Here is a 23402-nt window from a genome sequence, read left to right as displayed (position 1 = left end):
TAAAACGCCTGCAGGCTTGTAGCTCAGGTGGTTAGAGCGCACCCCTGATAAGGGTGAGGTCGGTGGTTCAAGTCCACTCAGGCCTACCAAATTCTTCCAGTTTCCGCGTTGTGCCGATAGCTCGCATACTTGAGTATGCTTCGTATCGACACGCCTTGAACCTGAAAGAATTCTCCTGGTAAGCACGCGTTTTGCAAAACTCTATGGGGCTATAGCTCAGCTGGGAGAGCGCCTGCCTTGCACGCAGGAGGTCAGCGGTTCGATCCCGCTTAGCTCCACCATCAACGACCCCACGTTGATAACTAACTTCAGAATGTATCCTCGGGTACATTGCGAAGTTATTGCTCTTTAACAATCCGGAACAAGCTGAAAATTGAAACGACGTGTTGGTTCATTTCTCCGTAATAAGAAATGAATAACAACATGTTCGAGTCTCTCAATGCCTGCAGTCCGCAGCGTTGCAAAACGCCTGTGGGTTGTGAGGTTAAGCGACTAAGCGTACACGGTGGATGCCCTGGCAGTCAGAGGCGATGAAGGACGTGCTAATCTGCGTAAAGCGTCGGTAAGGTGATATGAACCGCTACAGCCGACGATGTCCGAATGGGGAAACCCGGTGCACTCAGTGCATCATCGCAACATGAATACATAGTGTTGCGAGGCGAACCTGGGGAACTGAAACATCTAAGTACCCAGAGGAAAAGAAATCAACCGAGATTCCCCCAGTAGCGGCGAGCGAACGGGGAACAGCCCAGAACCTGAATCAGTTTGTGCGTTAGTGGAAGCGTCTGGAAAGTCGCGCGATACCGGGTGATAGCCCCGTACACGAAAGTGCACATACTGTGAGTTCGAAGAGTAGGGCGGGACACGTGGTATCCTGTCTGAATATGGGGGGACCATCCTCCAAGGCTAAATACTCCTGACTGACCGATAGTGAACCAGTACCGTGAGGGAAAGGCGAAAAGAACCCCGGCGAGGGGAGTGAAACAGAACCTGAAACCGTGTACGTACAAGCAGTGGGAGCCTCTTTAATGGGGTGACTGCGTACCTTTTGTATAATGGGTCAGCGACTTATATTCTGTAGCAAGGTTAACCGTATAGGGGAGCCGCAGGGAAACCGAGTCTTAACTGGGCGTTAAGTTGCAGGGTATAGACCCGAAACCCGGTGATCTAGCCATGGGCAGGTTGAAGGTTGGGTAACACTAACTGGAGGACCGAACCGACTAATGTTGAAAAATTAGCGGATGACTTGTGGCTGGGGGTGAAAGGCCAATCAAACCGGGAGATAGCTGGTTCTCCCCGAAAGCTATTTAGGTAGCGCCTCGTGAACTCATCTTCGGGGGTAGAGCACTGTTTCGGCTAGGGGGCCATCCCGGCTTACCAACCCGATGCAAACTGCGAATACCGAAGAATGTTATCACGGGAGACACACGGCGGGTGCTAACGTCCGTCGTGAAGAGGGAAACAACCCAGACCGCCAGCTAAGGTCCCAAAGTCATGGTTAAGTGGGAAACGATGTGGGAAGGCACAGACAGCCAGGATGTTGGCTTAGAAGCAGCCATCATTTAAAGAAAGCGTAATAGCTCACTGGTCGAGTCGGCCTGCGCGGAAGATGTAACGGGGCTAAACCATGCACCGAAGCTGCGGCAGCGACACTATGTGTTGTTGGGTAGGGGAGCGTTCTGTAAGCCGTTGAAGGTGGCCTGTGAGGGTTGCTGGAGGTATCAGAAGTGCGAATGCTGACATAAGTAACGATAAAGCGGGTGAAAAGCCCGCTCGCCGGAAGACCAAGGGTTCCTGTTCAACGTTAATCGGAGCAGGGTGAGTCGACCCCTAAGGCGAGGCTGAAAAGCGTAGTCGATGGGAAGCAGGTTAATATTCCTGCACTTGGTGTTACTGCGAAGGGGGGACGGAGAAGGCTAGGTTATCCGGGCGACGGTTGTCCCGGTTTAAGCGTGTAGGCTGATATCTTTGGTAAATCCGGGATATCTTAAGGCTGAGGCGTGACGACGAGCCACTACGGTGGTGAAGTAACTGATGCCCTGCTTCCAGGAAAAGCCTCTAAGCTCCAGGTAACACGAAATCGTACCCCAAACCGACACAGGTGGTCAGGTAGAGAATACCAAGGCGCTTGAGAGAACTCGGGTGAAGGAACTAGGCAAAATGGTGCCGTAACTTCGGGAGAAGGCACGCTGGCGCGTAGGTGAAGGGACTTGCTCCCGGAGCTGAAGCCAGTCGAAGATACCAGCTGGCTGCAACTGTTTATTAAAAACACAGCACTGTGCAAACACGAAAGTGGACGTATACGGTGTGACGCCTGCCCGGTGCCGGAAGGTTAATTGATGGGGTTATCCGCAAGGAGAAGCTCTTGATCGAAGCCCCGGTAAACGGCGGCCGTAACTATAACGGTCCTAAGGTAGCGAAATTCCTTGTCGGGTAAGTTCCGACCTGCACGAATGGCGTAATGATGGCCAGGCTGTCTCCACCCGAGACTCAGTGAAATTGAAATCGCTGTGAAGATGCAGTGTACCCGCGGCAAGACGGAAAGACCCCGTGAACCTTTACTATAGCTTGACACTGAACATTGAGCCTTGATGTGTAGGATAGGTGGGAGGCTTTGAAGCGTGGACGCCAGTCTGCGTGGAGCCAACCTTGAAATACCACCCTTTAATGTTTGATGTTCTAACGTAGGCCCGTAATCCGGGCTGCGGACAGTGTCTGGTGGGTAGTTTGACTGGGGCGGTCTCCTCCCAAAGAGTAACGGAGGAGCACGAAGGTTGGCTAATCCTGGTCGGACATCAGGAGGTTAGTGCAATGGCATAAGCCAGCTTGACTGCGAGAGTGACGGCTCGAGCAGGTGCGAAAGCAGGTCATAGTGATCCGGTGGTTCTGAATGGAAGGGCCATCGCTCAACGGATAAAAGGTACTCCGGGGATAACAGGCTGATACCGCCCAAGAGTTCATATCGACGGCGGTGTTTGGCACCTCGATGTCGGCTCATCACATCCTGGGGCTGAAGTAGGTCCCAAGGGTACGGCTGTTCGCCGTTTAAAGTGGTACGCGAGCTGGGTTTAGAACGTCGTGAGACAGTTCGGTCCCTATCTGCCGTGGGCGCTGGAGAATTGAGGGGGGTTGCTCCTAGTACGAGAGGACCGGAGTGAACGCACCACTGGTGTTCGGGTTGTCATGCCAATGGCACTGCCCGGTAGCTAAGTGCGGAAAAGATAAGTGCTGAAAGCATCTAAGCACGAAACTTGCCCCGAGATGAGTTCTCCCTGACTCCTTGAGAGTCCTGAAGGGACGTTGAAGACTACGACGTTGATAGGCCGGATGTGTAAGCGCAGCGATGCGTTGAGCTAACCGGTACTAATGACCCGTGAGGCTTAACCTTACAACGCCAGAGGCGTTTTGGTCTGAGAGACCGGTATTTTCAGCTTGTTTTACGGATTAAAGATTTAGCGGAAGCGGATGTTATTCGTTTTTGCGCAAAGAATTTGCCTGGCGGCTTTAGCGCGGTGGTCCCACCTGACCCCATGCCGAACTCAGAAGTGAAACGCCGTAGCGCCGATGGTAGTGTGGGGTCTCCCCATGCGAGAGTAGGGAACTGCCAGGCATCAAATTAAAGTGTGCTGATATGGCTCAGTTGGTAGAGCGCACCCTTGGTAAGGGTGAGGTCCCCAGTTCGACTCTGGGTATCAGCACCAGTTTTAAAGCGTGAGTTCGGTAAATTACAGAATTTGCCTGGCGGCTTTAGCGCGGTGGTCCCACCTGACCCCATGCCGAACTCAGAAGTGAAACGCCGTAGCGCCAATGGTAGTGTGGGGTCTCCCCATGCGAGAGTAGGGAACTGCCAGGCATCAAACACAAAAGCCCTGAACGAAAGTTCAGGGCTTTTTTGTATGCATCAAAACCTTCTATGCCCGCCAAAAGCACCCCATTAAAATTGCAGTTATAAAAAAGCCTCTGCTTTGCAGCAGAGGCGCTTTTCAATCTCACTATCTGGATATTAATGAATAACCTGCGACAGAAACGCACGCGTACGTTCTGATTTCGGGTTAGCGAAGAACTCCTGAGGTGGAGCTTCTTCCACGATTTCACCGCGATCCATAAAGATCACGCGATCCGCCACGGTACGCGCAAATCCCATCTCATGGGTGACACACAGCATGGTCATGCCATCTTCTGCCAGGCCAATCATCGTATCGAGCACCTCTTTGACCATCTCAGGATCGAGCGCTGAAGTTGGCTCATCAAACAGCATAATTTTCGGCTTCATACAGAGTGAACGAGCGATAGCCACGCGCTGCTGCTGACCACCCGAAAGCTGGCCGGGAAACTTATGCGCATGCTCGGCAATGCGCACACGCTGGAGGTAATGCATGGCCAACTCTTCCGCTTCTTTCTTCGGCATTTTGCGTACCCAAATCGGCGCCAGCGTACAGTTTTGCAGAACCGTAAGATGCGGGAAAAGATTGAAATGCTGGAAAACCATACCTACTTCGGTACGAACGCGTTCGATATTGCGCACATCGTGATTGAGATGGATACCATCCACCACGATACGTCCTTGCTGATGTTCTTCGAGGTGGTTGATGCAACGAATAGTCGTCGATTTACCCGAACCAGAAGGTCCGCACAGTACGATACGTTCACGTGGTTTTACTTTTAGGTTGATGTCTTTCAGTACATGGAACTGGCCGTACCATTTGTTAACGTTTTCGAGTGTAATCATCATGGCATCAGCCGCATTAGTCATAGTTTGTGTCATGTTAAACCTCAGTGCGATGCACGCCCGGTGTGAAAACGCTTCTCCAGATACTGGCTATAGCGCGACATGCTAAAACAGAAAATCCAGTAAACCATGGCAGCAAACACATAGCCTTCTGTCGACATCCCCAACCAGGTTGGGTCGACGGTGGCTTGCTGCACGCTACTGAAGAGATCGAATAGGCCGATGATGATCACCAGGCTGGTATCTTTAAACAGGGCAATGATGGTATTCACCAGGCCGGGAATGGTCATCTTGAGTGCCTGCGGTAAAATCACCAGCATCTGGGTTTTCCAGTAACCCAGCGACAGTGATTCCGCAGCTTCATATTGGCCTTTCGGTAGCGCCTGCAAACCGCCGCGTACCACTTCTGCGACATAAGCGGACTGGAACAAGATCACGCCAACCAGTGCACGCACCAGTTTGTCGATGGTGGTGCCTTCCGCCATAAACAGCGGCAGCATCACCGACGACATAAACAGTACGGTTATCAGCGGTACGCCACGCCAGAACTCAATGAAGATGATCGAAAGTGTACGCACCACCGGCATTTCTGAGCGGCGTCCCAGCGCCAGTAAAATCCCCAACGGCAGTGCGCCGGCAATCCCCACTGACGCGATAATCAGCGTCAATGTCAGGCCGCCCCACTGGCGAGTCTCTACGCGCTCTAAACCGAAATAGCCGCCATACATCAGGAACCAAACCACAATCGGATAGACCACCGCCCAGCAGGCGATATAGCGACCGCGACGCGGCATTGATTTGATGAACATCGGAATGATCGAGAGCAAGCCGATGACCAGCGACAGATTGATGCGCCAGCGCAGCTCATGCGGATAGAGTCCATACATAAACTGGCCAAAGCGTGCATGGATAAACACCCAACATGCGCCTTCTTTGGTGCAATCTGCGCGCGTCTCACCAATCCAGTTAGCCTGAAATACCAGCCAGTTCAGTGCCGGAGGAATCACGTTCCAGATAAGCCAGATACTGAATAGCGTCAGCAGCGTATTCAGCCAACTGGAGAACAGATTTTTGCGTGCCCAGAGCCAAGCCTTACTCAGTGGGTTGGTCGGAATCGGCGGTGTTTCATGTGTAGTAACAGACATAATGATCCCGTTCTCTTAACGCTCAACCAGCGCAATTTTGCGATTGTAGAGGTTCATCAGCAGTGAAATGATCAGGCTGATAATCAGGTAGACCGCCATGGTAATCGCAATAGTTTCAATCGCCTGACCGGTTTGGTTCAGCACGGTACCGGCAAACAGCGAAACCATGTCTGGATAGCCGATAGCGGCCGCCAGCGATGAGTTTTTCACGATATTGAGATACTGGCTGGTCAGTGGCGGGATAATCACACGCATGGCCTGCGGGATAATCACCTGACGCATGGTTACTGGATTAGGTAAACCGAGCGAACGTGCGGCTTCATTTTGACCATGCGGTACCGACTGAATACCAGAGCGAATTACTTCGGCTATAAACGACGAGGTATAAACCGACAGCGCGAGAGTCAACGCAGCGAGCTCAGGGATCATTACGAAACCGCCGCGGAAGTTAAATCCACGCAGTTCTGGCACATCCCAATGCATGGCAGCGCCAAACAGGGTATGAGCAATCAGCGGCAGCAAAACCAGCAGCCCAACCGCAGCCAGCCAGGTGCGACGCAGTTGACCGGTTTTAAGCTGATGCTTACGGTTGTAGCGGAACAGCGCCACGCAACCCAGCACCGCTAACGCCAGCGCGATCAGAAATGGCCAGGTGCCAGGCGCGTACTCGGGCCACGGGATATACAAACCGCGATTGCTGACGAATGCTAAATCAAACGCGTTGAGTGCCTGACGCGGGCCGGGCAGGTTACGCAGTACCGCAAAGTACCAGAAAAAGATCTGCAGCAGCGGCGGGATATTACGGAAGGTCTCGATGTAAATGGTTGAAAGCTTGCGCAGCAGCCAGTTCTCAGACAAGCGAGCCAGGCCAACGGCAAAGCCAAGGATCGAAGCGAAAACAATACAGAGCGCGGAAACCAGCAGGGTATTGGTCAACCCCACCATAAACACGCGCGCGTAGGTGTCGCCTTCGGTGTATTCGATCAGGTGCTGGACAATGCCGAAGCCGGCACTGCGATCCAGAAACCCGAATCCGGAAGTGATGCCACGATTGGCCAGGTTGATTACGGTGTTGTGGATTAGATATCCCACCACAGCAAGCACGGCAACAATCGCGACGATCTGGTAAAGCCAGGCGCGAACCGTAGGATTACCGAACGAAAAATCCCTTTTTACGGTTGGGCGTTGCGACATGTTAAAACCTCAGTGAAGATTACGCGTGGGCACCGCAGGATGCGGTGCCCGACTGGCAGGACGGAATTAACGAACTGGCGGAGCGTACTGGATGCCGCCCGCATTCCACAGCGCATTCTGGCCGCGTTTAATTTTCAGTGCGCTGTCTTTACCGACGTTACGGTCGAACACTTCCTGATAGTTACCTACTTGTTTGATGATGTTGTAAGCCCACTTGTTATCGAGCTTCAGGTCTTTACCGAAGTCACCTTCCGCGCCCAGCAGATGTGCCATATCCGGTGTAGTTGGCTTGGCTACCATGTCATCGACATTTTTAGAGCTGATACCCATCTCTTCCGCGTTCAGCATGGCATACAGCGACCATTTAACGATGGTGAACCAATCGTCATCACCGCGACGCACAACGGGACCCAGCGGCTCTTTGGAGATCACTTCTGGCAGTACGATGAACTCGTCTGGCTTGCCAAGTTTAATACGCAGCGCATACAGCTGAGATTGGTCGGATGCGAGGGTGTCGCAACGGCCGCTGTCGAGCGCTTTGGCGGATTCGTCAGAGCGGTCAAAGGTCACTGGCGTGTACTGCATTTTGTGGGTTTTGAAGTAGTCAGCCACGTTCAGCTCGGTATCAGTACCGGCCTGAATACACACGGTGGCACCATCCAGCTCTTTAGCACTTTTCAGACCGGCTTTCTGGTGAGTCAGGAAGCCGATACCGTCGTAATAGTTCACGCCTGCAAACAGGAAGCCCATGCCGCCATCGCGCGATGAGGTCCATGTGGTGTTACGAGACAAGATGTCCACTTCACCGGACTGCAGCGCGGTGAAGCGCTCTTTTGCGGTCAACGGGGTGTATTTCACTTTGGTTGCGTCGCCAAATACTGCGGCAGCCGCTGCGCGGCATACATCCACGTCAATACCGGTGAATTTGCCGTTAGAGTCAGCATAAGAGAAGCCTGGCAGGCCGTCACTGATGCCGCACTGTACAAAACCTTTCTTTTTAATGGCATCCAGCGTGGTGCCAGCGTGCGCTTGTTGAGCAACGGCGAACAGCGAGGCTGCAGCAACCAAAGTGGAAAGCATCATCTTTTTCATAAAGCATCCTGTGTGGCGATATCGTGTGTTGTTATGTTTGCGCGCACTTTAATGTGCGCTGTTTTCTGTCTGTGGTGGTTAGCCATTCACAACTCTGCAAACCTGATGCCAGGTTTGCAGAATCCTGAATTCTCTGGAAAGATCTTTTAATAAACTGAAGCACTCAGAAGATTCTGACTAATATGGCGCACCAAAAGGCAGCATGACGAGACGACACGATCACAAATAGTGCAAAAAGTTTCACTATATGGAAGCAGTGTGAGCTAACGCTCAGGAGTGGATGTATGAGTTTGCACGCTTACGGCCGAAGCGGTTAATGATCACAGAGAGAGCGGGCTGAAGCGTGATGAAGGATAAATAGGCGCGAAGTAAAATGGAGAAAAAGGTGTTGCTAAGGGGGAGGGGATATCACTGCGGAAATTGCAACTATCGTTACCATTATCGCGCCAATTGTTTCATGCGTTGCTAACGTCAGGAAATTATCCGGGCTGCAGAAACAAAAACGCCAGCCGCAAGGCTGGCGTTATCGCAGCAACGAACAGATTAGTTCATGCCGTATTTTTTCAGCTTCTTACGCAGGGTACCGCGGTTGATACCCATCATCAGAGCTGCACGGGTCTGGTTGCCACGGGTGTACTGCATCACCATGTCCAACAGAGGCTGCTCGACTTCTGCCAATACCAGCTCATACAGGTCACTCACATCCTGACCGTTCAGTTGAGCAAAATAGTTCTTCAGTGACTGTTTAACCGAATCACGCAGTGGCTTTTGGGTCACCTGATCCTGAGAGTTAACGGTAGAAACGGTGAGTACGTCAGAATTTACGCGTTGTTCGAACATAGTTCTTTCAGCTCTTTATTTCGTTTACGCAAGATTTTCGAAGTATGCCTCCAACGCCTCCAGCTGTTCGCTGGCATCCTCTATGGCGTTGAATGTGCGCCGAAACTGGTCATCAGGAGCACTTTCCTGCAAATACCAGGAAACGTGTTTTCGGGCAATACGGTATCCTTTGCGCTGACCGTAAAAGTCGTGCAGCTCCCGTATGTGTCCAATCAGCATTTGCTTCACTTCAGCCAGCGGCTTCGGTGCCAGCAGCTCCCCTGTGTCCAGATAATGCTGGATTTCCCGGAAGATCCACGGTCTTCCCTGAGCGGCACGGCCAACCATAAGAGCATCGGCTCCGGTATAGTCGAGCACCGCTCTGGCTTTATGCGGGTCAGTAATGTCGCCATTCGCGATGATCGGAATGGAAACGCTCTGCTTAACTGTCCGAATGCTGTCGTATTCAGCAAATCCCTCAAACAAACAGGCGCGCGTGCGGCCATGAATGGTGAGAGCCTGAATGCCACAGCGTTCAGCCAATTGGGCAATCTCTACACAATTACGATTTTCTTTGTCCCAGCCGGTGCGAATCTTCAGCGTAACCGGTACATCCACTGCATTGACGACCGCGGTGAGAATGGACTCCACCAGTTGCGGATGTTGCAGCAGCGCTGAACCTGCCATCTTACGATTCACTTTTTTGGCTGGGCAGCCCATGTTGATATCGATAACCTGCGCGCCAGACGCCACATTAATGCGCGCGGCAGCAGCCATCTCATCAGGATCGCAACCGGCAATTTGCACGGCGCGAATACCAGGCTCGTCACTATGCACCATACGCAAACGGGATTTGTCACTGGCCCAAACTTCCGGGTTCGACGACAGCATCTCGGAGACAGTCATACCGGCGCCGTTCTCGTAACACAGGGTGCGAAATGGCTTATCGGATACTCCGGCCATAGGCGCAGCAATGAGTCGATTACGTAGCTGATGTTGTCCAATGCGCATGAAAAAGAAGTGACCCTAACTGTTCGCAAGGCGGCGTATATTACGCATTTTTTAAAGAAGATGAAAGGCCAAACTTTGAACAATTCGCCGTTAGAGAGAGGGGAAATCAACTTATCAGCCACAAGGAAAGGTATTAATCATTATATTTCATATGATTAAAAAAATATGATGGAATTGTGTACAAAAATTTTTCTCAAAACATGACCAAAATCACAACATAAAAACCGCCACTTCAGGTAATTAGCGAAAGAAATGACGCCATAATGATTATTAATTGAGCTACTTAGTTACGTTAGCTTAACGTCTTTTCCGCCAATAGTGGATTGAATGTCACTCCCCTGGAGCGCGCGTGCAGAGGGAGTGACGGATGTAACCTCAGTTATCAGGTCACTATTCAATAATCACGCGTCCATTCAGCGGCTGCACAGGACGACTGTTGCCATGTTCACCCAACAAGGTGGTGAACGTTTTGAGTTGTTCAGCAGATGCCGAAACAGTTTGCTTCATCACTAACCAGCGCACACCTTCGGTGCAAGGTGGCGTCGTAAGCGAACCACTAAAGCGAAAGTAGTTCTTTTGACCCGGAATCAGAGCGCTGAGATTGAGTGGCTGTTGCAGGGCCACCTCTTTGTTAACTTCAGCGGGTAACTCACGCAGTACCTCTGCCAGCGCAGGGTTTTCCGACCCGGCTTCAAACATCACGCCAACCACCGCCAGATGGCCCTCTTCGCTAGCATGGACGAAATGCGCAGCCAGCGGAAAGCGTTTGCCATCAATCAGATTTTCGCTCGGCGTATGGAAGTGGAACTGACGCAGCGTATAAGCTTCGCCATCCAGCGTCAGCGCATCGCCATCCTTGACGTTGATCTGGATGGTGTGACCGTTATTGATGATGGATTTTTGTTTGGCTTGATAGCTCAACGTCAGCGGCGGCAGTTGTCCATTCACCACCTTGCGGATATCGACAGGCGACTGGTTCACACCGCTTTTACAGGTGTGATAATCGGCGTGCAAGTTGCCCCACTCATCTGGTGCTTCATAAGACCAGTTGGAGCTATGGGCGTGCGTGAACGACGCCATGCTTGTCAGAAAAGCGAGCAAACAAAGTTCCTTTATCATAATCAATTACTTTCAGCGATTTATCGAAGTGAAATGCCCTAAAAGACATTGCCAAAAGGGATAGCGCTATCGCCTGAAGCAGGATTGTAATGATTGAAATGTAAAGAAACGGCAGTAGATGAGAAGGGCTGGCGCTTTGAGACGGGTCTCAGAAAAATAGAACGGCTTGCCAGTCAGTTAGCCCGACTGGCAAGCGGGCTGATTAGCGGCGTACGCCGGTGATGCGGCACCACTCTTCTTTCTCGGCAACCGCGTCGAGTGCAAAACGATCGGCGTAAGCTTCACACACGCTTTCGGCCTGGCTCGCCAGCACGCCGGACAATCCAAGATGCCCACCGGCTTTCGGCAGCACGCTAATCAGCGGCGCCAATTCGCGCAGTGGACCAGCGAGGATGTTGGCGACCACCACGTCAGCCTGCAGGTTTTCCGGCTGCTGGTGGGGCAGATAGAGCGCCAGACGCTCAGAGACGCCATTACGTTCGGCATTATCGCGGCTGGCCTGGATCGCCTGCGGATCGATATCAATACCGATCGCCTGCGCTGCGCCTAATTTTAGTGCGGCAATAGCGAGGATGCCGGAGCCACAGCCAAAGTCGATCACCGTTTTGCCTTGCAGATCCAGCCCATCAAGCCAGGTCAAACACATCGACGTGGTGGGATGCGTGCCGGTACCAAATGCAAGGCCCGGATCCAGCATCACGTTGACGGCATCTGGATCCGGCACATCGCGCCAGCTCGGGCAGATCCACAGACGCTCACCGAAACGCATTGGGTGGAAGTTATCCATCCATTCACGTTCCCAGTCTTTATCTTCGATCTGCTCGATCTTATGGCGAAACGCGGATCCCAGCAGCGGATGCTGGCTTAACTCGGCCACCACATCGCTCATCTCGGTTTCGGCGTCGAACAGGCCGATGACATCGGTATCGCCCCACAGCAGCGTTTCGCCCGGCAGCGGCTCGTAAACCGGATTGTCGTGCGTATCCTGGAAAGTGACCGACACCGCGCCAACATCCATCAGCGCATCGCTCAGGGTTTCGGCGTTTTCACCGGTGCTGTTAATTTTGATTTGAATCCAAGGCATAGCGTTTCTCTTTATTCCAGTGCCGCTGCATGCGTTGCAGGCGTGCGGCCAAACAGATTACCCACCAGGAAGGCCAGCAGGCTTAAGGTCAATGACGGAACGATTGGGTGGAAACCCCACCATTCAATGTTCAGGCTGGCAAGCAGCGTATAGCATCCCGCGCCGACCAGCATGCCGCTGATCGCACCGGTAGAGTTGGCGCGCTCCCAATACAAGCCCAGTACCAGCGGCCACAGGAACACGGCTTCAAGACCACCAAATGCCAGCAGATTCAGCCAGATAATCATATCGGGTGGATTCCACGCCGCCAGCAGCAGCAGCACGCCAAGCACGAAAGTGATAGTGCCTGACAGCATGCGCAGGCGCGCCTCATTTTCACTGTGCTGCGGTGCAATACGCAGGTAGAGATCTTTGATCAGCGTAGCGGAGGATTGCAGCAGCTGCGCGTTAATGGTCGACATAATGGCCGCCATTGGCGCCGCAAGAAATACGCCCGCCGCCATCGGCGGTAACACGGTAATCATCAGCGTGGGGATCACGCGATCGGGGATGGTGAGATCGGGCAAAATCACGCGGCCCAGCGCACCGGCCAGATGCATGCCAAGCATCAGGATCACTACCACAATGGTGCCGAGCACAATGCCACGATGCATCGCTTTGCTGTCTTTATACGAAATACAGCGCACCGCAGTGTGGGGCAAACCAATCACACCGAAACACACCAGTACCGCAAACGAGCTGAGGAAGGTTGGATTGATGACATTGCCAACGCCTTCCGGCGACGTCAGTTGTGGATCGATGTTGTGCAGTTTGGTTACTGCGCTTTCCAGCCCGCCCGCCTGGTGAATTACCGCGAAGAGGAGCAGGAAGGTGCCGATCAGCATCACCATGCCTTGCATCGCATCGTTCAGCACGCTAGCGCGGAAGCCACCGAAAGCAGTGTAGAGCGCGATGGTGCCACCGAAGATGAGCAGGCCGGTGTCGTAAGGAATACCCGCAGCGGTTTCCAGCAGACGCGCGCCACCGATGAACTGCACGGTCATCGCGCCAATAAACGCCACCAATAAACTGATACTGGAGAGCCAAATCAGTAACGTGCTGCCGTAGCGGCCATAAAGCATGTCGTTAAGCGTCACAGCATTGTAACGACGCGCCAGAATGGCGAATTTCTTGCCTAATACGCCAAGAGAAAGCCAGACGGCGGGCACCTGAATCATTGCCAGCAGCACCCAACCAAGACCATATTTATAGGCAGCGCCGGGGCCGCCAATGAATGAGCTGGCGCTGATGTAAGTGGTAGTGATGGTCATGGCCAGCACAAAGCCGCCCATCGAACGGCTGCCGAGGAAGTATTCACTCAGGAAGTTGCCCTGACGCTGCTTGCGCATCGCAAACACCGACAGCGCAGCGATCAGCACCAGATAGGCCAACAGCGGAAGAATGATTTCAGAGTCCATCGTTATCCTCCAGCGACATGTCGCGGAACAGCACGCGCACCATCAGCCAGCACAACACAATAAACAGCAGCGGGGCGAACAGGCACGAAAGCTCAAACCATCTTGGTAAGCCAAAGAAGCCGATCTCATTGCCGCCCAGCCAGGCAGAAAGTCCCCAAACGGCAAGGTAGGCTAGCGTCAAATAAAACGACCAGCGCGCCTCTTTGTTCGCTTGTAAAAAACGCCAATCCATTATGTAACCTCAAAGGCGACAAAAATGAAAAAGGCCGGAGTTAACCGGCCTCTGTCTTGCTCTGCGCTGCGATTACTTCTCTTGCAGGCCGAGTTTTTTCTCCAGATAGTGGATGTTAGTCCCACCCTGCTGGAAGTTTTCGTCGGACATGATTTTCATCTGCAGCTCAATGTTGGTCTTGATGCCGTCGATGATCAGTTCCGCCAGCGCATTCTTCATGCGCGAGATTGCCACGTCACGGTTTTCACCGTAGGTAATCAGCTTACCAATCATGGAATCGTAGTACGGTGGCACGCTGTAACCGGCATAGATATGCGATTCCCAACGAACACCGAAGCCGCCCGGCGCGTGGAAGCGGGTGATCTTGCCTGGGCTTGGCAGGAAGGTATTCGGATCTTCGGCGTTAATACGGCATTCCACCGCATGACCGCGAATCACCACGTCTTCCTGTTTGATCGACAGCGGCTGACCAGCAGCAATACGCAGCTGCTCTTTGATCAGGTCGACACCGGTGATCATTTCTGTCACCGGATGCTCAACCTGAATACGGGTGTTCATCTCAATGAAGTAGAACTCACCGTTTTCGTACAGGAACTCGAACGTACCTGCACCGCGATAGCCGATGTCGATACAGGCTTTAGAGCAGCGTTCGCCGATATAGCGACGCAGTTCCGGCGTAATGCCTGGCGCTGGTGCTTCTTCAACGACTTTCTGGTGACGACGCTGCATTGAGCAGTCACGTTCGGCCAGATAGATCGCGTTACCCTGGCCGTCGGCCAGCACCTGAATCTCGATGTGGCGTGGATTCTCGAGGTACTTCTCCATGTACACCATGTCGTTGTTGAAAGCCGCTTTGGCTTCCGCTTTCGTCATGTTGATGGATTGCTCAAGATCCTTGTCGCTACGCACAACGCGCATACCGCGACCGCCGCCGCCGCCAGAGGCTTTGATGATCACCGGATAACCGATGCGCTTAGCGAAGGCACGGTTTTTTTCCATGTCGTCGGTCAGCGAGCCATCAGAACCTGGTACGGTGGGTACGCCGGCTTTCTTCATTGCGGTGATCGCAGACACTTTGTCGCCCATCAGGCGAATGGTATCGGCTTTCGGGCCAATGAAGATAAAGCCTGAGCGCTCAACCTGCTCGGCGAAATCGGCGTTCTCAGAGAGGAAGCCGTAACCCGGGTGAATAGCGACCGCGCCGGTAATTTCAGCGGCGGAGATCAGTGCCGGGATGTTCAGGTAGCTTTTGACCGAAGGTGGTGGGCCGATGCAGACGGTTTCGTCTGCCAGCAGCACGTGCTTCAGGTCACGGTCCGCGGTGGAGTGCACGGCAACAGTCTTAATGCCCAGCTCTTTGCAGGCACGCAGAATGCGCAGCGCGATCTCACCACGGTTAGCAATGACAATTTTATCCAGCATGCTTCGCCTCGTTATTCGATGATGACCAGCGGCTCGTCAAATTCAACCGGTTGGCCGCTTTCGACCAGAATCGCCTTCACAACGCCGGATTTGTCGGCTTCGATCTGGTTCATCATTTTCATCGCTTCAACGATGCACAGGGTGTCGCCGGCATTCACTTTCTGGCCAACTTCAACGAAGGCTTTCGCGTCTGGGCTTGGGGTGCGATAGAAGGTGCCCACCATCGGAGAACGCACGATATGGCCACTGATTTCTGGTTTAGCTTCTGCTGCAGCCGGTGCGGCAGGTGCCACAGCGGTCGCCAGCGCAGGCTGCTGCTGCTGCATCATTGGCGCAGCATAAGCCTGCTGCATCATTGGGTAGCCGGCATTTGCAGGTGAACGGCTGATACGAACGGACTCTTCGCCCTCGGAGATTTCCAGCTCGGAGATGCCAGACTCTTCAACCAGTTCGATCAGTTTCTTAATTTTACGAATATCCATGAGTGTGGTTCCGTACTCTGTTTAATTGGAATGTGACAGGCGTTTTACTGCCGTTTGTAAAGCCCACGAGTATCCATCAGCGCCAAGTCCACAGATGACGCCAGCAGATACATCGGAAAGATAGGAGTGATGTCTGAACGGTTCGCGTGCATGCACGTTCGAGAGATGCACCTCAATAAAAGGAATGCTAACCGCCAACAGGGCATCACGCAGTGCAACGCTGGTATGCGTAAACGCAGCAGGATTGATGATGATGTAATCCACGTTGCCGCGGGCTTCGTGAATACGGTCAATCAGCTGGAACTCTGCGTTCGATTGCAAATGACTCAATTTCACATGGTGCTGATCGGCCTGTTGCGTCAGATCGCCGACGATTTGCGCCAGCGTGGTGTGACCATACTTATCAGGCTCGCGCGTTCCCAATAAATTCAGATTGGGACCGTTCAAAAGCAGTATGTGAAATTTGTGCGCCATCTTGCTGCTATCTCCTGCAATCAGTAAGGCATCGCGTAAAATACCGCGCCATCTTGCGTTTGTCACCCTTGAGGATGAAAAAGAAGACTTCGTTTGCAATAAAGCCGGGCATTATATCCGTTTCGTCGACATTCGCAGCAAAATACTGGTCTTATCTGCGAAGTTGATCGAATGCGGCCCGAAGGCCACACTTTTTAACAGATCTCGCGGGAGGAACACAACCGTGCGGGGATTATCTGGAGAGAAGTTTACGCAACTTATTGTAACGCCACGCTAACAGCGCGATGGCCAGCACGGCGTAGATTACCGGCTGCGGGGACACGACTTTCACAGACCAAAGATAGTGGATAGGTGCGAGGATCGCGACCAGATAGACGCCGTTATGCAGCGTTTGCCAGCGACGACCCAGTTTGCGCTGCATGCGTTGAAATGAGGTGATGGCGAGGGCGAAGAGAATCGTCCAGCTGATCATCCCCAGTAACAAATAAGGACGAGAAACCAACTCACTGCCGAGTAAACGCAGATGATCGTAGCCAAGTTCCAGCAAGTAGTAGCTGGTGAGATGTAAAGTGGCCCAGGCAAAACACCACACGCCGAGCAGGCGGCGGGTCCGAATCAGCAGCGGCTGTTTCAGGTAGCGCGTTAATGGGCTGACCAGCAGCGTGGCAAGCAGCAGCTTTAGCGCCATTCTGCCAGTAAAATGCTGGATATCTTTCGCCGGATCGGCGCTCAGCCAGCCCTGACTCGCCGCCATAAACAGATAAACAAACGGCAGAAAAGCCGCCAGATGCAGCACAACTTTTAACGCAGTAATGTGGCGTAAAGTGAGGCGCACTTAATAGTTCTCCCGTAAATCCAGCCCGCGATACAGTGAAGCCACTTCTTTCGCGTAGCCGTTGAACAGCAGCGTAGGTTGGCGATCAACCTTTAGAATGCCGCCCGCGCCAATAAAGCGTTCGGTAGCCTGCGACCAGCGCGGATGATTCACATGCGGGTTCACATTGGCATAGAAACCGTACTCATTGGCAGCGATCTGGCTCCAGGTGGTTGGTGGACGATCGTGCGTCAGCGTGATCTTCACGATCGATTTAATCCCTTTGAAGCCATATTTCCACGGCACGGTCAGGCGAATCGGCGCGCCATTTTGCGGTGGCAGCGCTTTGCCGTATACGCCGGTACTCAGCAGCGTCAGTGGATGCATCGCTTCATCAAGACGCAAGCCTTCTACATAGGGATAATCCAGCCCGCCGCCGATAAAGCGATCTTTCTGACCGGGCATTTGGTCAGGTGCATACAGCGTTTCAAACGCCACATAGCGTGCATTGCTGGTGGGTTCAGCCAGTTTTAGTAGCTTGTTGAGCTCGAAGCCGACCCACGGAATCACCATCGACCAGGCTTCGACGCAGCGCATGCGATAAATGCGTTGTTCCATGGCGAAACGCTTGAAGATGTCATCCATATCCAGCGTGATCGGTTTGGCCACTTCACCTTCAATGCGCAGCTTCCACGGATCGGTTTTTAGCGTGCCGGCATTGGCGGCAGGATCGGCTTTATCCAGACCAAATTCGTAGAAGTTGTTGTAACCCGACACCTTATCAAACGGCGTGAGCGGCAAATCGGCCTGCCATTCGGCCGGTTTAGTGAAATCTAAATCTCTGCCAGCGGGCGCGGGCGGGCGGTTATTGCCTTTAAACCAGCTCAACACATCGGCTTGCGCCGTGCCTGGCAAACTGGCTGCTGCTGCGCCTAATCCCAACGCTTTTAACACCTGACGGCGGCGCATATTAAAGACGCTTTCTGGCGTGACGTCGGCTTCTGTGAGCAAGTGCTTCAGCTTCATGACGTTCTCCTGTGAATAGTAAGTTATAACCAGCATGCTCAACTTCAGCGTCAGGCGCGAACTTGCGGGGAAAAATGTGAAATTTCCTGGCAAAACGTACTCTTTGAGAATAGGACGAAAAAGCCCGTAGCAAAGTCAGGCGATCACGGTTTAACGCTATACTCGCGCCGTAGCGCTTATCAAGCTGTGTTATGTGCGATTTTGATGCCAGTCTGGCACTGAATCACACCTTGATTTGTGCTATTTTGCTCAGGTTTGCGCCAGTGGTCGGAGTGGCGCCAACGGATTAACACCGTTCATAACCGCAGTAATGCAGGCACAGGGATGCGATTAACAACTAAATTTTCTGCGTTTATTACCTTATTAAGCTTACTGGCGATGATATTGATGCTGGTGGGCTGCGCTTTTAGTTTTATCTGGCTGTCGCAACAGCGTGTGGAAACGCGTATGCAAACGCTGGCGACTGAAGTGGATAAAGCCCTGGCTTCACAATCGCCGCATGAGATCACGCAGTGGCTAACGCGCATGATGCCGGTGGTCAATGCCGAACAGATGCAGCTGCTGAATGGCGATACCTTAGTGTTCAGTTTAGCCCGCCACGAAAATCCGATGTTGGAGGATGAGCCGAATCGCTTTGTGCAGTTCGATTTGCCCCTGACGCATTCACCGGGCCTTGAACTGCGCGTGGTGGTGCTCGATCCCGCCAAAACCCTGTTTCGCTCCTTTACCGGCACTTATACGCTGGTGGTCCTGTTTACTGTCGTCGCTATCATGTGTGTGCTGCTGGTTATGACTAACCGCTGGCTCAATCGGCGCTGGCACAATATGGAACAGCTAGAAGCGCGCGCCGACCGCATTCTGGCCGGGGAGCGCTGCTCGCCTGACGAGCATGCAGCGGAGTGGCCGCCGAAAGCCAGTCGCGCCATCGATACGCTTCTGGGCGATTTGCAGGAAGCGGGCGAGCAGCGTTTACGCATCGATACCTTAATTCGCACCTTTGCGGCGCAGGATCCGCGTACCGGTCTCAACAATCGCTTGTTCTTCGATAACCAGTTGGCGACGTTGTTGGAAGATCAGGAAGATGTTGGCACGCACGGCGTGGTGATGATGGTGCGCCTGCCGGATCTCGATACCCTGCACGAAACCCTCGGCCCAACGCTGGTGGAAGAGTATCTGTTTGACCTGATTAATATGCTGTCGACCTTTGTGCTGCGCTATCCGGGCGCATTGCTGGCACGTTACTTCCGCAGTGATTTCGCCGTCTTGCTGCCGCATCGCACTCTAAAAGAAGCCAACAGCATTGCCGACCAACTGATCAATGCCGTCGATTCACTGCCGCCGATGCGCATGGTCGATCGCGATGATTTGATCCACATTGGCATCAGCGCGTGGCGCAGCGGACAAAGTGTCTCGCAGGTGATGGAAAATGTGGAGATGGCCACGCGGCGTGCGACATTGCAGGGCGGTAATAGTTGGTCGGTTGGCGAAGGCAATACGCTGGACATGGGGCGCGGCAGCGTGCGCTGGCGGACCTTGCTGGAGAACACACTCAATCGTGGTGGCCCGCGTCTGTACCAGAAACCGGCGGTGCTGCTGGATGGAAAAGTCCATCATCGCGAATTGCTGACGCGCGTGTTCGATGGCGACAAAGAAGTGGTATCGGCGGAGTTTATGCCGCTGGTGCTGCAGCTGGGTATGACCGACAGCTGGGATCGCCAGCTGGTGGCGCGCATTGCGGCGCTCTCTGAAATGTGGCCGGATGAAACCCTGGCACTACCCGTGAATATTGACTCGCTGTTGCAGCGGCCTTTTCAACGCTGGCTGCAAAAACTGCTGCTGCAGTGCAGCAAATCGCAAAGAAAACGTTTTTTATTTGAACTTGCTGAGGCCGACGTTTGTCAACACATCAGCCGTTTAGTGCCGGTTTTCCATATGTTAACGGCATTTGGCTGTCGCATTGCAGTGGTTCAGGCCGGATTGACGGTGGTGAGCAGCGCCTATATTAAGCAATTCCCGATAGAAGTGATTAAACTTGCGCCGGGTTTGGTACGCAATATTGAACGGCGTACTGAAAACCAGCTGTTTGTGCAGAGTTTGCTGGAAGTGTGTAAGTCATCACCGACACAGGTTTTCGCCGCCGGCGTGCGTACGCGCGCGGAGTGGCAAACGCTGTCGGGATTGGGGGTTTCTGGCGGGCAGGGCGATTTCTTTGCGCCCTCGTTGCCGGTCAACAGTAACGTAAAGAAACACTCACAACGTTATCGAATTTAAACCTTCAGCGCGCGAAATGCAGGCTGATGGCTGTTTTTCTCGCTTATTTGTGCCGGAGCGCGCGATGCTGGAGGCTGGAAATGTTAGATTTTATGTCGAAATTTGCCCGCTATCGCCGGGAGAATTTAGGTTAAAACGGCGTGTTAACGCCATTTAACTGCGGCAAAAGACCCTACCATCAGGCCAAAAAAGTATTCAGCGTATTTTTTCACCGAAGCAGAACGTTTTTGCGCCTTGTAGCGGCTTCGCGTGGTTGGTAAAGTAGGCGGATTTTATTTTCCGCCCCCAGCTTGCAGGATTATCCCTTAGTATGTTTAAAAAATTTCGTGGCATGTTTTCCAATGACTTGTCCATTGACCTGGGTACCGCGAATACCCTGATTTACGTGAAAGGACAAGGCATCGTGTTGAACGAGCCTTCTGTGGTTGCTATTCGTCAGGATCGTGCCGGCTCCCCAAAGAGCGTAGCGGCTGTCGGTCATGACGCTAAGCAGATGCTTGGCCGTACGCCGGGCAATATCGCTGCTATCCGTCCTATGAAAGATGGCGTTATCGCCGACTTCTTCGTCACCGAAAAAATGCTGCAGCACTTCATTAAGCAAGTGCATAGCAACAGCTTTATGCGTCCAAGCCCGCGTGTGCTGGTCTGCGTACCGGTGGGTGCGACCCAGGTTGAGCGTCGTGCCATCCGTGAATCTGCACAAGGTGCAGGCGCGCGTGAAGTCTTCCTGATTGAAGAGCCAATGGCTGCGGCGATTGGTGCAGGTCTGCCGGTTTCTGAAGCGACCGGTTCGATGGTGGTTGATATCGGTGGTGGTACCACTGAAGTGGCAGTGATCTCGCTGAACGGTGTGGTTTACTCCTCTTCTGTGCGTATTGGTGGTGACCGCTTCGATGAAGCTATTATTAATTATGTCCGTCGCAACTACGGTTCCCTGATCGGTGAAGCGACTGCGGAGCGCATCAAGCACGGTATCGGTTCTGCTTATCCGGGCGATGAAGTGCACGAGATTGAAGTGCGCGGCCGTAACCTGGCAGAAGGTGTGCCACGTGGCTTTACCCTGAATTCGAACGAGATTCTTGAAGCGCTGCAGGAACCGCTGACCGGTATCGTGAGCGCGGTGATGGTCGCACTGGAACAGTGCCCGCCAGAACTGGCTTCTGACATCTCCGAGCGCGGTATGGTGCTGACCGGTGGTGGCGCATTGCTGCGTAACCTCGATCGCCTGCTGATGGAAGAGACCGGTATTCCGGTGGTCGTGGCAGAAGATCCGCTGACCTGCGTAGCACGCGGCGGTGGTAAAGCATTGGAAATGATCGACATGCATGGCGGCGATTTGTTCAGCGAGGAGTAATTCCTCAACGGCTAAGGCCCTGGTCAAATTGCGCAGGGAATAGCGCCTATGCTGACGCTGCTGCTGCAACGCACGACGGCGAGATGCGTCCAGCCCTGGAGGCGTTGGCTATAAGGCTAACGCTTCTTCCCTGATGTCGAGGAACACGCAGAATTTATGAAGCCGATTTTTAGCAGGGGACCTTCCCTGCAGTTGCGCCTCTTTCTGGCAGTCATTGTGGCTATCGCGATTATTATCGCTGATAGCCGCGTGAGCTCCTTTTCCCAGATCCGCAACTACCTGGACACGTCGGTCAGTCCATTTTATTTTTTGGCCAACGGGCCAAGACAACTTCTTGATGGCGTTTCCGAAACGCTGGCGTCACGTCAGCAATTGGAGCTGGAAAATAAAGCACTGCGCCGTGAGCTCTTCCTGAAAAACAGTGACTTGCTGATGCTGGGGCAATATAAGCAGGAAAACGCGCGTCTGCGTGAACTGCTTGGCTCGCCGCTGCGCCAGGATGAGCACAAGATGGTGACGCAGGTGATCTCCACCGGCACCGATCCTTACACCGATCAGGTAGTTATCGACAAGGGCAGCGTAAACGGTGTTTACGAAGGTCAGCCGGTGATCAGTGATAAAGGGGTTGTCGGTCAGGTGGTTGCAGTAGGTCAGGTTACCAGCCGCGTATTGCTGATTTGCGATGCATCGCATGCATTGCCGATTCAGGTGTTGCGTAACGATATTCGCGTGATAGCCGCCGGTAATGGCTGCAGCGAAGATCTGCAGCTGGAACATCTGCCGGGCAACACCGACATTCGCGTCGGCGATGTGCTGGTCACGTCTGGCCTGGGCGGTCGCTTCCCGGAAGGTTATCCGGTTGGCGTGGTCTCCTCGGTGAAAGTCGATACACAGCGTGCTTACACGGTGATTCAGGCGCGTCCAGCGGCTGGCTTGCAGCGTTTGCGCTATCTGCTGCTGCTGTGGGGCGCGGATCGTAACGGCGTAGCACCGATGGCGCCGGACGAAGTGCATCGCGTTGCCAACGAACGTTTGATGCAGATGATGCCGCAGGTTCTGCCGCCAGCAGGCGAAATGGGCCCACCGGCACCGGATACTTTGCAGTCATCGCAGCAAATGGGGCCACCGCAACCCGCTAATAGCAGTCGTTCGCAAGGGAATTCTGCGAACACACGCGGAGGCCAGCCTTGAGTCGATATCGCAGCCAGGGCCGATGGGTTATCTGGCTGTCCTTTCTGATTGCCCTTATCCTGCAAATCATGCCGTGGCCGGAACAGATCTTCATGTTCCGGCCTTCATGGCTGTTGCTGATCCTGATTTACTGGGTGCTGGCGCTGCCGCATCGGGTGAATGTTGGTACCGGTTTTTTCCTCGGTGGCATCATGGATCTGGTGGCAGGCTCAACGCTGGGCGTGCGTGCGCTGGCATTCAGCATCATCGCGTATCTGGTGGCCTTTAAATTTCAGTTATTCCGAAACTTAGCGTTGTGGCAGCAGGCATTAATGGTTATGGTGCTGTCCCTTGCGGTGGATGTGATTGTTTTCTGGGCAGAATTCCTGGTGATCAACGTCTCATTCCGCCCGGAAATCTTCTGGAGTAGTGTGGTCGACGGCGTCCTGTGGCCCTGGCTATTCTTATTGATGAGAAAGATTCGCCGTCAATTCGCTGTTCAGTAAG

The 23402-nt window shown here is 53.3% G+C and carries 19 protein-coding genes, 3 tRNA genes and 3 rRNA genes; 10 read left to right on the top strand and 15 right to left on the bottom strand.

Features of this window, described 5'->3' with window-relative positions; genetic code table 11:
• Positions 1-12: 12 nt before the first annotated feature.
• The 6 genes from AC6I8A_RS17605 to rrf (AC6I8A_RS17580) all read left to right on the top strand — a co-directional run bounded on the left by AC6I8A_RS17605 (position 13) and on the right by rrf (AC6I8A_RS17580) (position 3853).
• Positions 13-89 (top strand) — tRNA-Ile (locus tag AC6I8A_RS17605).
• Positions 90-205: 116 nt separating this feature from the next.
• Positions 206-281, top strand: a tRNA-Ala gene (locus tag AC6I8A_RS17600).
• A 201-nt stretch (positions 282-482) separates the two neighbouring features.
• Positions 483-3388, top strand: a 23S ribosomal RNA gene (locus AC6I8A_RS17595).
• Positions 3389-3494: 106 nt separating this feature from the next.
• Positions 3495-3610, top strand: a 5S ribosomal RNA gene (gene rrf, locus AC6I8A_RS17590).
• Positions 3611-3625: 15 nt separating this feature from the next.
• Positions 3626-3701, top strand: a tRNA-Thr gene (locus tag AC6I8A_RS17585).
• Between the two features lie 36 nt (positions 3702-3737).
• A 5S ribosomal RNA gene (rrf, locus tag AC6I8A_RS17580) occupies positions 3738-3853 on the top strand.
• A gap of 150 nt (positions 3854-4003) precedes the next feature.
• On the opposite strand, the gene AC6I8A_RS17575 is transcribed toward rrf (AC6I8A_RS17580), so the two are convergent.
• The 15 genes from AC6I8A_RS17575 to msrP form a co-directional block, all read right to left on the bottom strand.
• The gene (locus AC6I8A_RS17575) at positions 4004-4765 is read right to left on the bottom strand and encodes an amino acid ABC transporter ATP-binding protein (protein WP_061720213.1); all 762 of its coding nucleotides are present in this window, start codon (positions 4763-4765) and stop codon (positions 4004-4006) included.
• An 8-nt stretch (positions 4766-4773) separates the two neighbouring features.
• Entirely contained in the window at positions 4774-5874 is a 1101-nt protein-coding gene (locus AC6I8A_RS17570; protein ID WP_061720212.1) for an amino acid ABC transporter permease, read from the bottom strand.
• Positions 5875-5889: 15 nt separating this feature from the next.
• On the bottom strand, positions 5890-7068 hold the full coding sequence (locus AC6I8A_RS17565; protein ID WP_497818840.1) for an amino acid ABC transporter permease: 1179 nt from the start codon (positions 7066-7068) through the stop codon (positions 5890-5892).
• 66 nt (positions 7069-7134) lie between these two features.
• Positions 7135-8160: an amino acid ABC transporter substrate-binding protein gene (locus AC6I8A_RS17560; RefSeq protein ID WP_293792380.1), complete on the bottom strand. Its 1026-nt coding sequence runs from the start codon at positions 8158-8160 to the stop codon at positions 7135-7137.
• A gap of 543 nt (positions 8161-8703) precedes the next feature.
• Positions 8704-9000, bottom strand: a complete 297-nt coding sequence (gene fis, locus AC6I8A_RS17555; RefSeq protein WP_007891954.1) for a DNA-binding transcriptional regulator Fis — start codon at positions 8998-9000, stop codon at positions 8704-8706.
• 24 nt (positions 9001-9024) lie between these two features.
• Positions 9025-9990 carry a tRNA dihydrouridine synthase DusB gene (gene dusB / locus AC6I8A_RS17550; RefSeq protein ID WP_036648759.1) on the bottom strand — a complete coding sequence of 322 codons (966 nt, stop codon included), beginning with the start codon at positions 9988-9990 and terminating at the stop codon, positions 9025-9027.
• Positions 9991-10380: 390 nt separating this feature from the next.
• On the bottom strand, positions 10381-11091 hold the full coding sequence (locus AC6I8A_RS17545; RefSeq protein ID WP_497818839.1) for a carbonic anhydrase: 711 nt from the start codon (positions 11089-11091) through the stop codon (positions 10381-10383).
• Positions 11092-11311: 220 nt separating this feature from the next.
• Entirely contained in the window at positions 11312-12193 is an 882-nt protein-coding gene (gene prmA / locus AC6I8A_RS17540) for a 50S ribosomal protein L11 methyltransferase (RefSeq protein WP_256697611.1), read from the bottom strand.
• A gap of 11 nt (positions 12194-12204) precedes the next feature.
• On the bottom strand, positions 12205-13650 hold the full coding sequence (panF, locus tag AC6I8A_RS17535; protein ID WP_061720208.1) for a sodium/pantothenate symporter: 1446 nt from the start codon (positions 13648-13650) through the stop codon (positions 12205-12207).
• Positions 13640-13882 (bottom strand): YhdT family protein, encoded by a 243-nt coding sequence (locus AC6I8A_RS17530; protein ID WP_008102001.1) that lies wholly within the window; start codon positions 13880-13882, stop codon positions 13640-13642. The genes panF and AC6I8A_RS17530 overlap by 11 nt, the downstream gene beginning before the upstream one ends.
• A 72-nt stretch (positions 13883-13954) precedes the next feature.
• The gene (gene accC / locus AC6I8A_RS17525; RefSeq protein ID WP_008101999.1) at positions 13955-15304 is read right to left on the bottom strand and encodes an acetyl-CoA carboxylase biotin carboxylase subunit; all 1350 of its coding nucleotides are present in this window, start codon (positions 15302-15304) and stop codon (positions 13955-13957) included.
• An 11-nt stretch (positions 15305-15315) separates the two neighbouring features.
• Complete coding sequence (gene accB / locus AC6I8A_RS17520; RefSeq protein WP_265298602.1) at positions 15316-15786, bottom strand: acetyl-CoA carboxylase biotin carboxyl carrier protein; 471 nt, start codon at positions 15784-15786, stop codon at positions 15316-15318.
• A 21-nt stretch (positions 15787-15807) separates the two neighbouring features.
• Positions 15808-16260 carry a type II 3-dehydroquinate dehydratase gene (gene aroQ, locus AC6I8A_RS17515; RefSeq protein WP_007891972.1) on the bottom strand — a complete coding sequence of 151 codons (453 nt, stop codon included), beginning with the start codon at positions 16258-16260 and terminating at the stop codon, positions 15808-15810.
• A 232-nt stretch (positions 16261-16492) separates the two neighbouring features.
• Positions 16493-17095, bottom strand: coding sequence for a protein-methionine-sulfoxide reductase heme-binding subunit MsrQ (gene msrQ, locus AC6I8A_RS17510; protein ID WP_293792367.1), 603 nt, complete (start codon positions 17093-17095; stop codon positions 16493-16495).
• Positions 17096-18100 (bottom strand): protein-methionine-sulfoxide reductase catalytic subunit MsrP, encoded by a 1005-nt coding sequence (msrP, locus tag AC6I8A_RS17505; RefSeq protein WP_256697607.1) that lies wholly within the window; start codon positions 18098-18100, stop codon positions 17096-17098. It lies immediately after the preceding gene.
• Between the two features lie 324 nt (positions 18101-18424).
• Between msrP and csrD the strand changes: the two genes are divergently transcribed.
• From csrD to mreD, 4 genes are all read left to right on the top strand, one after another.
• Positions 18425-20371 carry an RNase E specificity factor CsrD gene (gene csrD, locus AC6I8A_RS17500; RefSeq protein WP_293792365.1) on the top strand — a complete coding sequence of 649 codons (1947 nt, stop codon included), beginning with the start codon at positions 18425-18427 and terminating at the stop codon, positions 20369-20371.
• Positions 20372-20681: 310 nt separating this feature from the next.
• Positions 20682-21725, top strand: coding sequence for a rod shape-determining protein MreB (gene mreB / locus AC6I8A_RS17495; RefSeq protein ID WP_007891976.1), 1044 nt, complete (start codon positions 20682-20684; stop codon positions 21723-21725).
• Between the two features lie 156 nt (positions 21726-21881).
• A complete protein-coding gene (gene mreC / locus AC6I8A_RS17490; protein ID WP_008101989.1) occupies positions 21882-22916 on the top strand; it encodes a rod shape-determining protein MreC in 1035 nt (344 codons plus the stop codon).
• Positions 22913-23401 carry a rod shape-determining protein MreD gene (mreD, locus tag AC6I8A_RS17485; protein WP_008101987.1) on the top strand — a complete coding sequence of 163 codons (489 nt, stop codon included), beginning with the start codon at positions 22913-22915 and terminating at the stop codon, positions 23399-23401. Before mreC ends, mreD begins: the two co-directional genes overlap by 4 nt.
• Position 23402 lies beyond the last annotated feature (1 nt).

This window comes from Pantoea sp. X-Soil-ISGK-275 (assembly GCF_059730795.1).
The sequence above is the reverse complement of the archived record's forward strand: the minus strand, read 5'-3'. Positions and strand labels throughout refer to the sequence as shown.

What these genes read in the sequence shown, in the direction of transcription:
- AC6I8A_RS17575 (WP_061720213.1), bottom strand. Translation starts at nt 4,765, where the DNA reads ATGACACAAACTATGACTAATGCGGCTGATGCCATGATGATTACACTC.
- AC6I8A_RS17570 (WP_061720212.1), bottom strand. Translation starts at nt 5,874, where the DNA reads ATGTCTGTTACTACACATGAAACACCGCCGATTCCGACCAACCCACTG.
- AC6I8A_RS17565 (WP_497818840.1), bottom strand. Translation starts at nt 7,068, where the DNA reads ATGTCGCAACGCCCAACCGTAAAAAGGGATTTTTCGTTCGGTAATCCT.
- AC6I8A_RS17560 (WP_293792380.1), bottom strand. Translation starts at nt 8,160, where the DNA reads ATGAAAAAGATGATGCTTTCCACTTTGGTTGCTGCAGCCTCGCTGTTC.
- fis (WP_007891954.1), bottom strand. Translation starts at nt 9,000, where the DNA reads ATGTTCGAACAACGCGTAAATTCTGACGTACTCACCGTTTCTACCGTT.
- dusB (WP_036648759.1), bottom strand. Translation starts at nt 9,990, where the DNA reads ATGCGCATTGGACAACATCAGCTACGTAATCGACTCATTGCTGCGCCT.
- prmA (WP_256697611.1), bottom strand. Translation starts at nt 12,193, where the DNA reads ATGCCTTGGATTCAAATCAAAATTAACAGCACCGGTGAAAACGCCGAA.
- panF (WP_061720208.1), bottom strand. Translation starts at nt 13,650, where the DNA reads ATGGACTCTGAAATCATTCTTCCGCTGTTGGCCTATCTGGTGCTGATC.
- AC6I8A_RS17530 (WP_008102001.1), bottom strand. Translation starts at nt 13,882, where the DNA reads ATGGATTGGCGTTTTTTACAAGCGAACAAAGAGGCGCGCTGGTCGTTT.
- accC (WP_008101999.1), bottom strand. Translation starts at nt 15,304, where the DNA reads ATGCTGGATAAAATTGTCATTGCTAACCGTGGTGAGATCGCGCTGCGC.
- accB (WP_265298602.1), bottom strand. Translation starts at nt 15,786, where the DNA reads ATGGATATTCGTAAAATTAAGAAACTGATCGAACTGGTTGAAGAGTCT.
- aroQ (WP_007891972.1), bottom strand. Translation starts at nt 16,260, where the DNA reads ATGGCGCACAAATTTCACATACTGCTTTTGAACGGTCCCAATCTGAAT.
- msrP (WP_256697607.1), bottom strand. Translation starts at nt 18,100, where the DNA reads ATGAAGCTGAAGCACTTGCTCACAGAAGCCGACGTCACGCCAGAAAGC.
- csrD (WP_293792365.1), top strand. Translation starts at nt 18,425, where the DNA reads ATGCGATTAACAACTAAATTTTCTGCGTTTATTACCTTATTAAGCTTA.
- mreB (WP_007891976.1), top strand. Translation starts at nt 20,682, where the DNA reads ATGTTTAAAAAATTTCGTGGCATGTTTTCCAATGACTTGTCCATTGAC.
- mreC (WP_008101989.1), top strand. Translation starts at nt 21,882, where the DNA reads ATGAAGCCGATTTTTAGCAGGGGACCTTCCCTGCAGTTGCGCCTCTTT.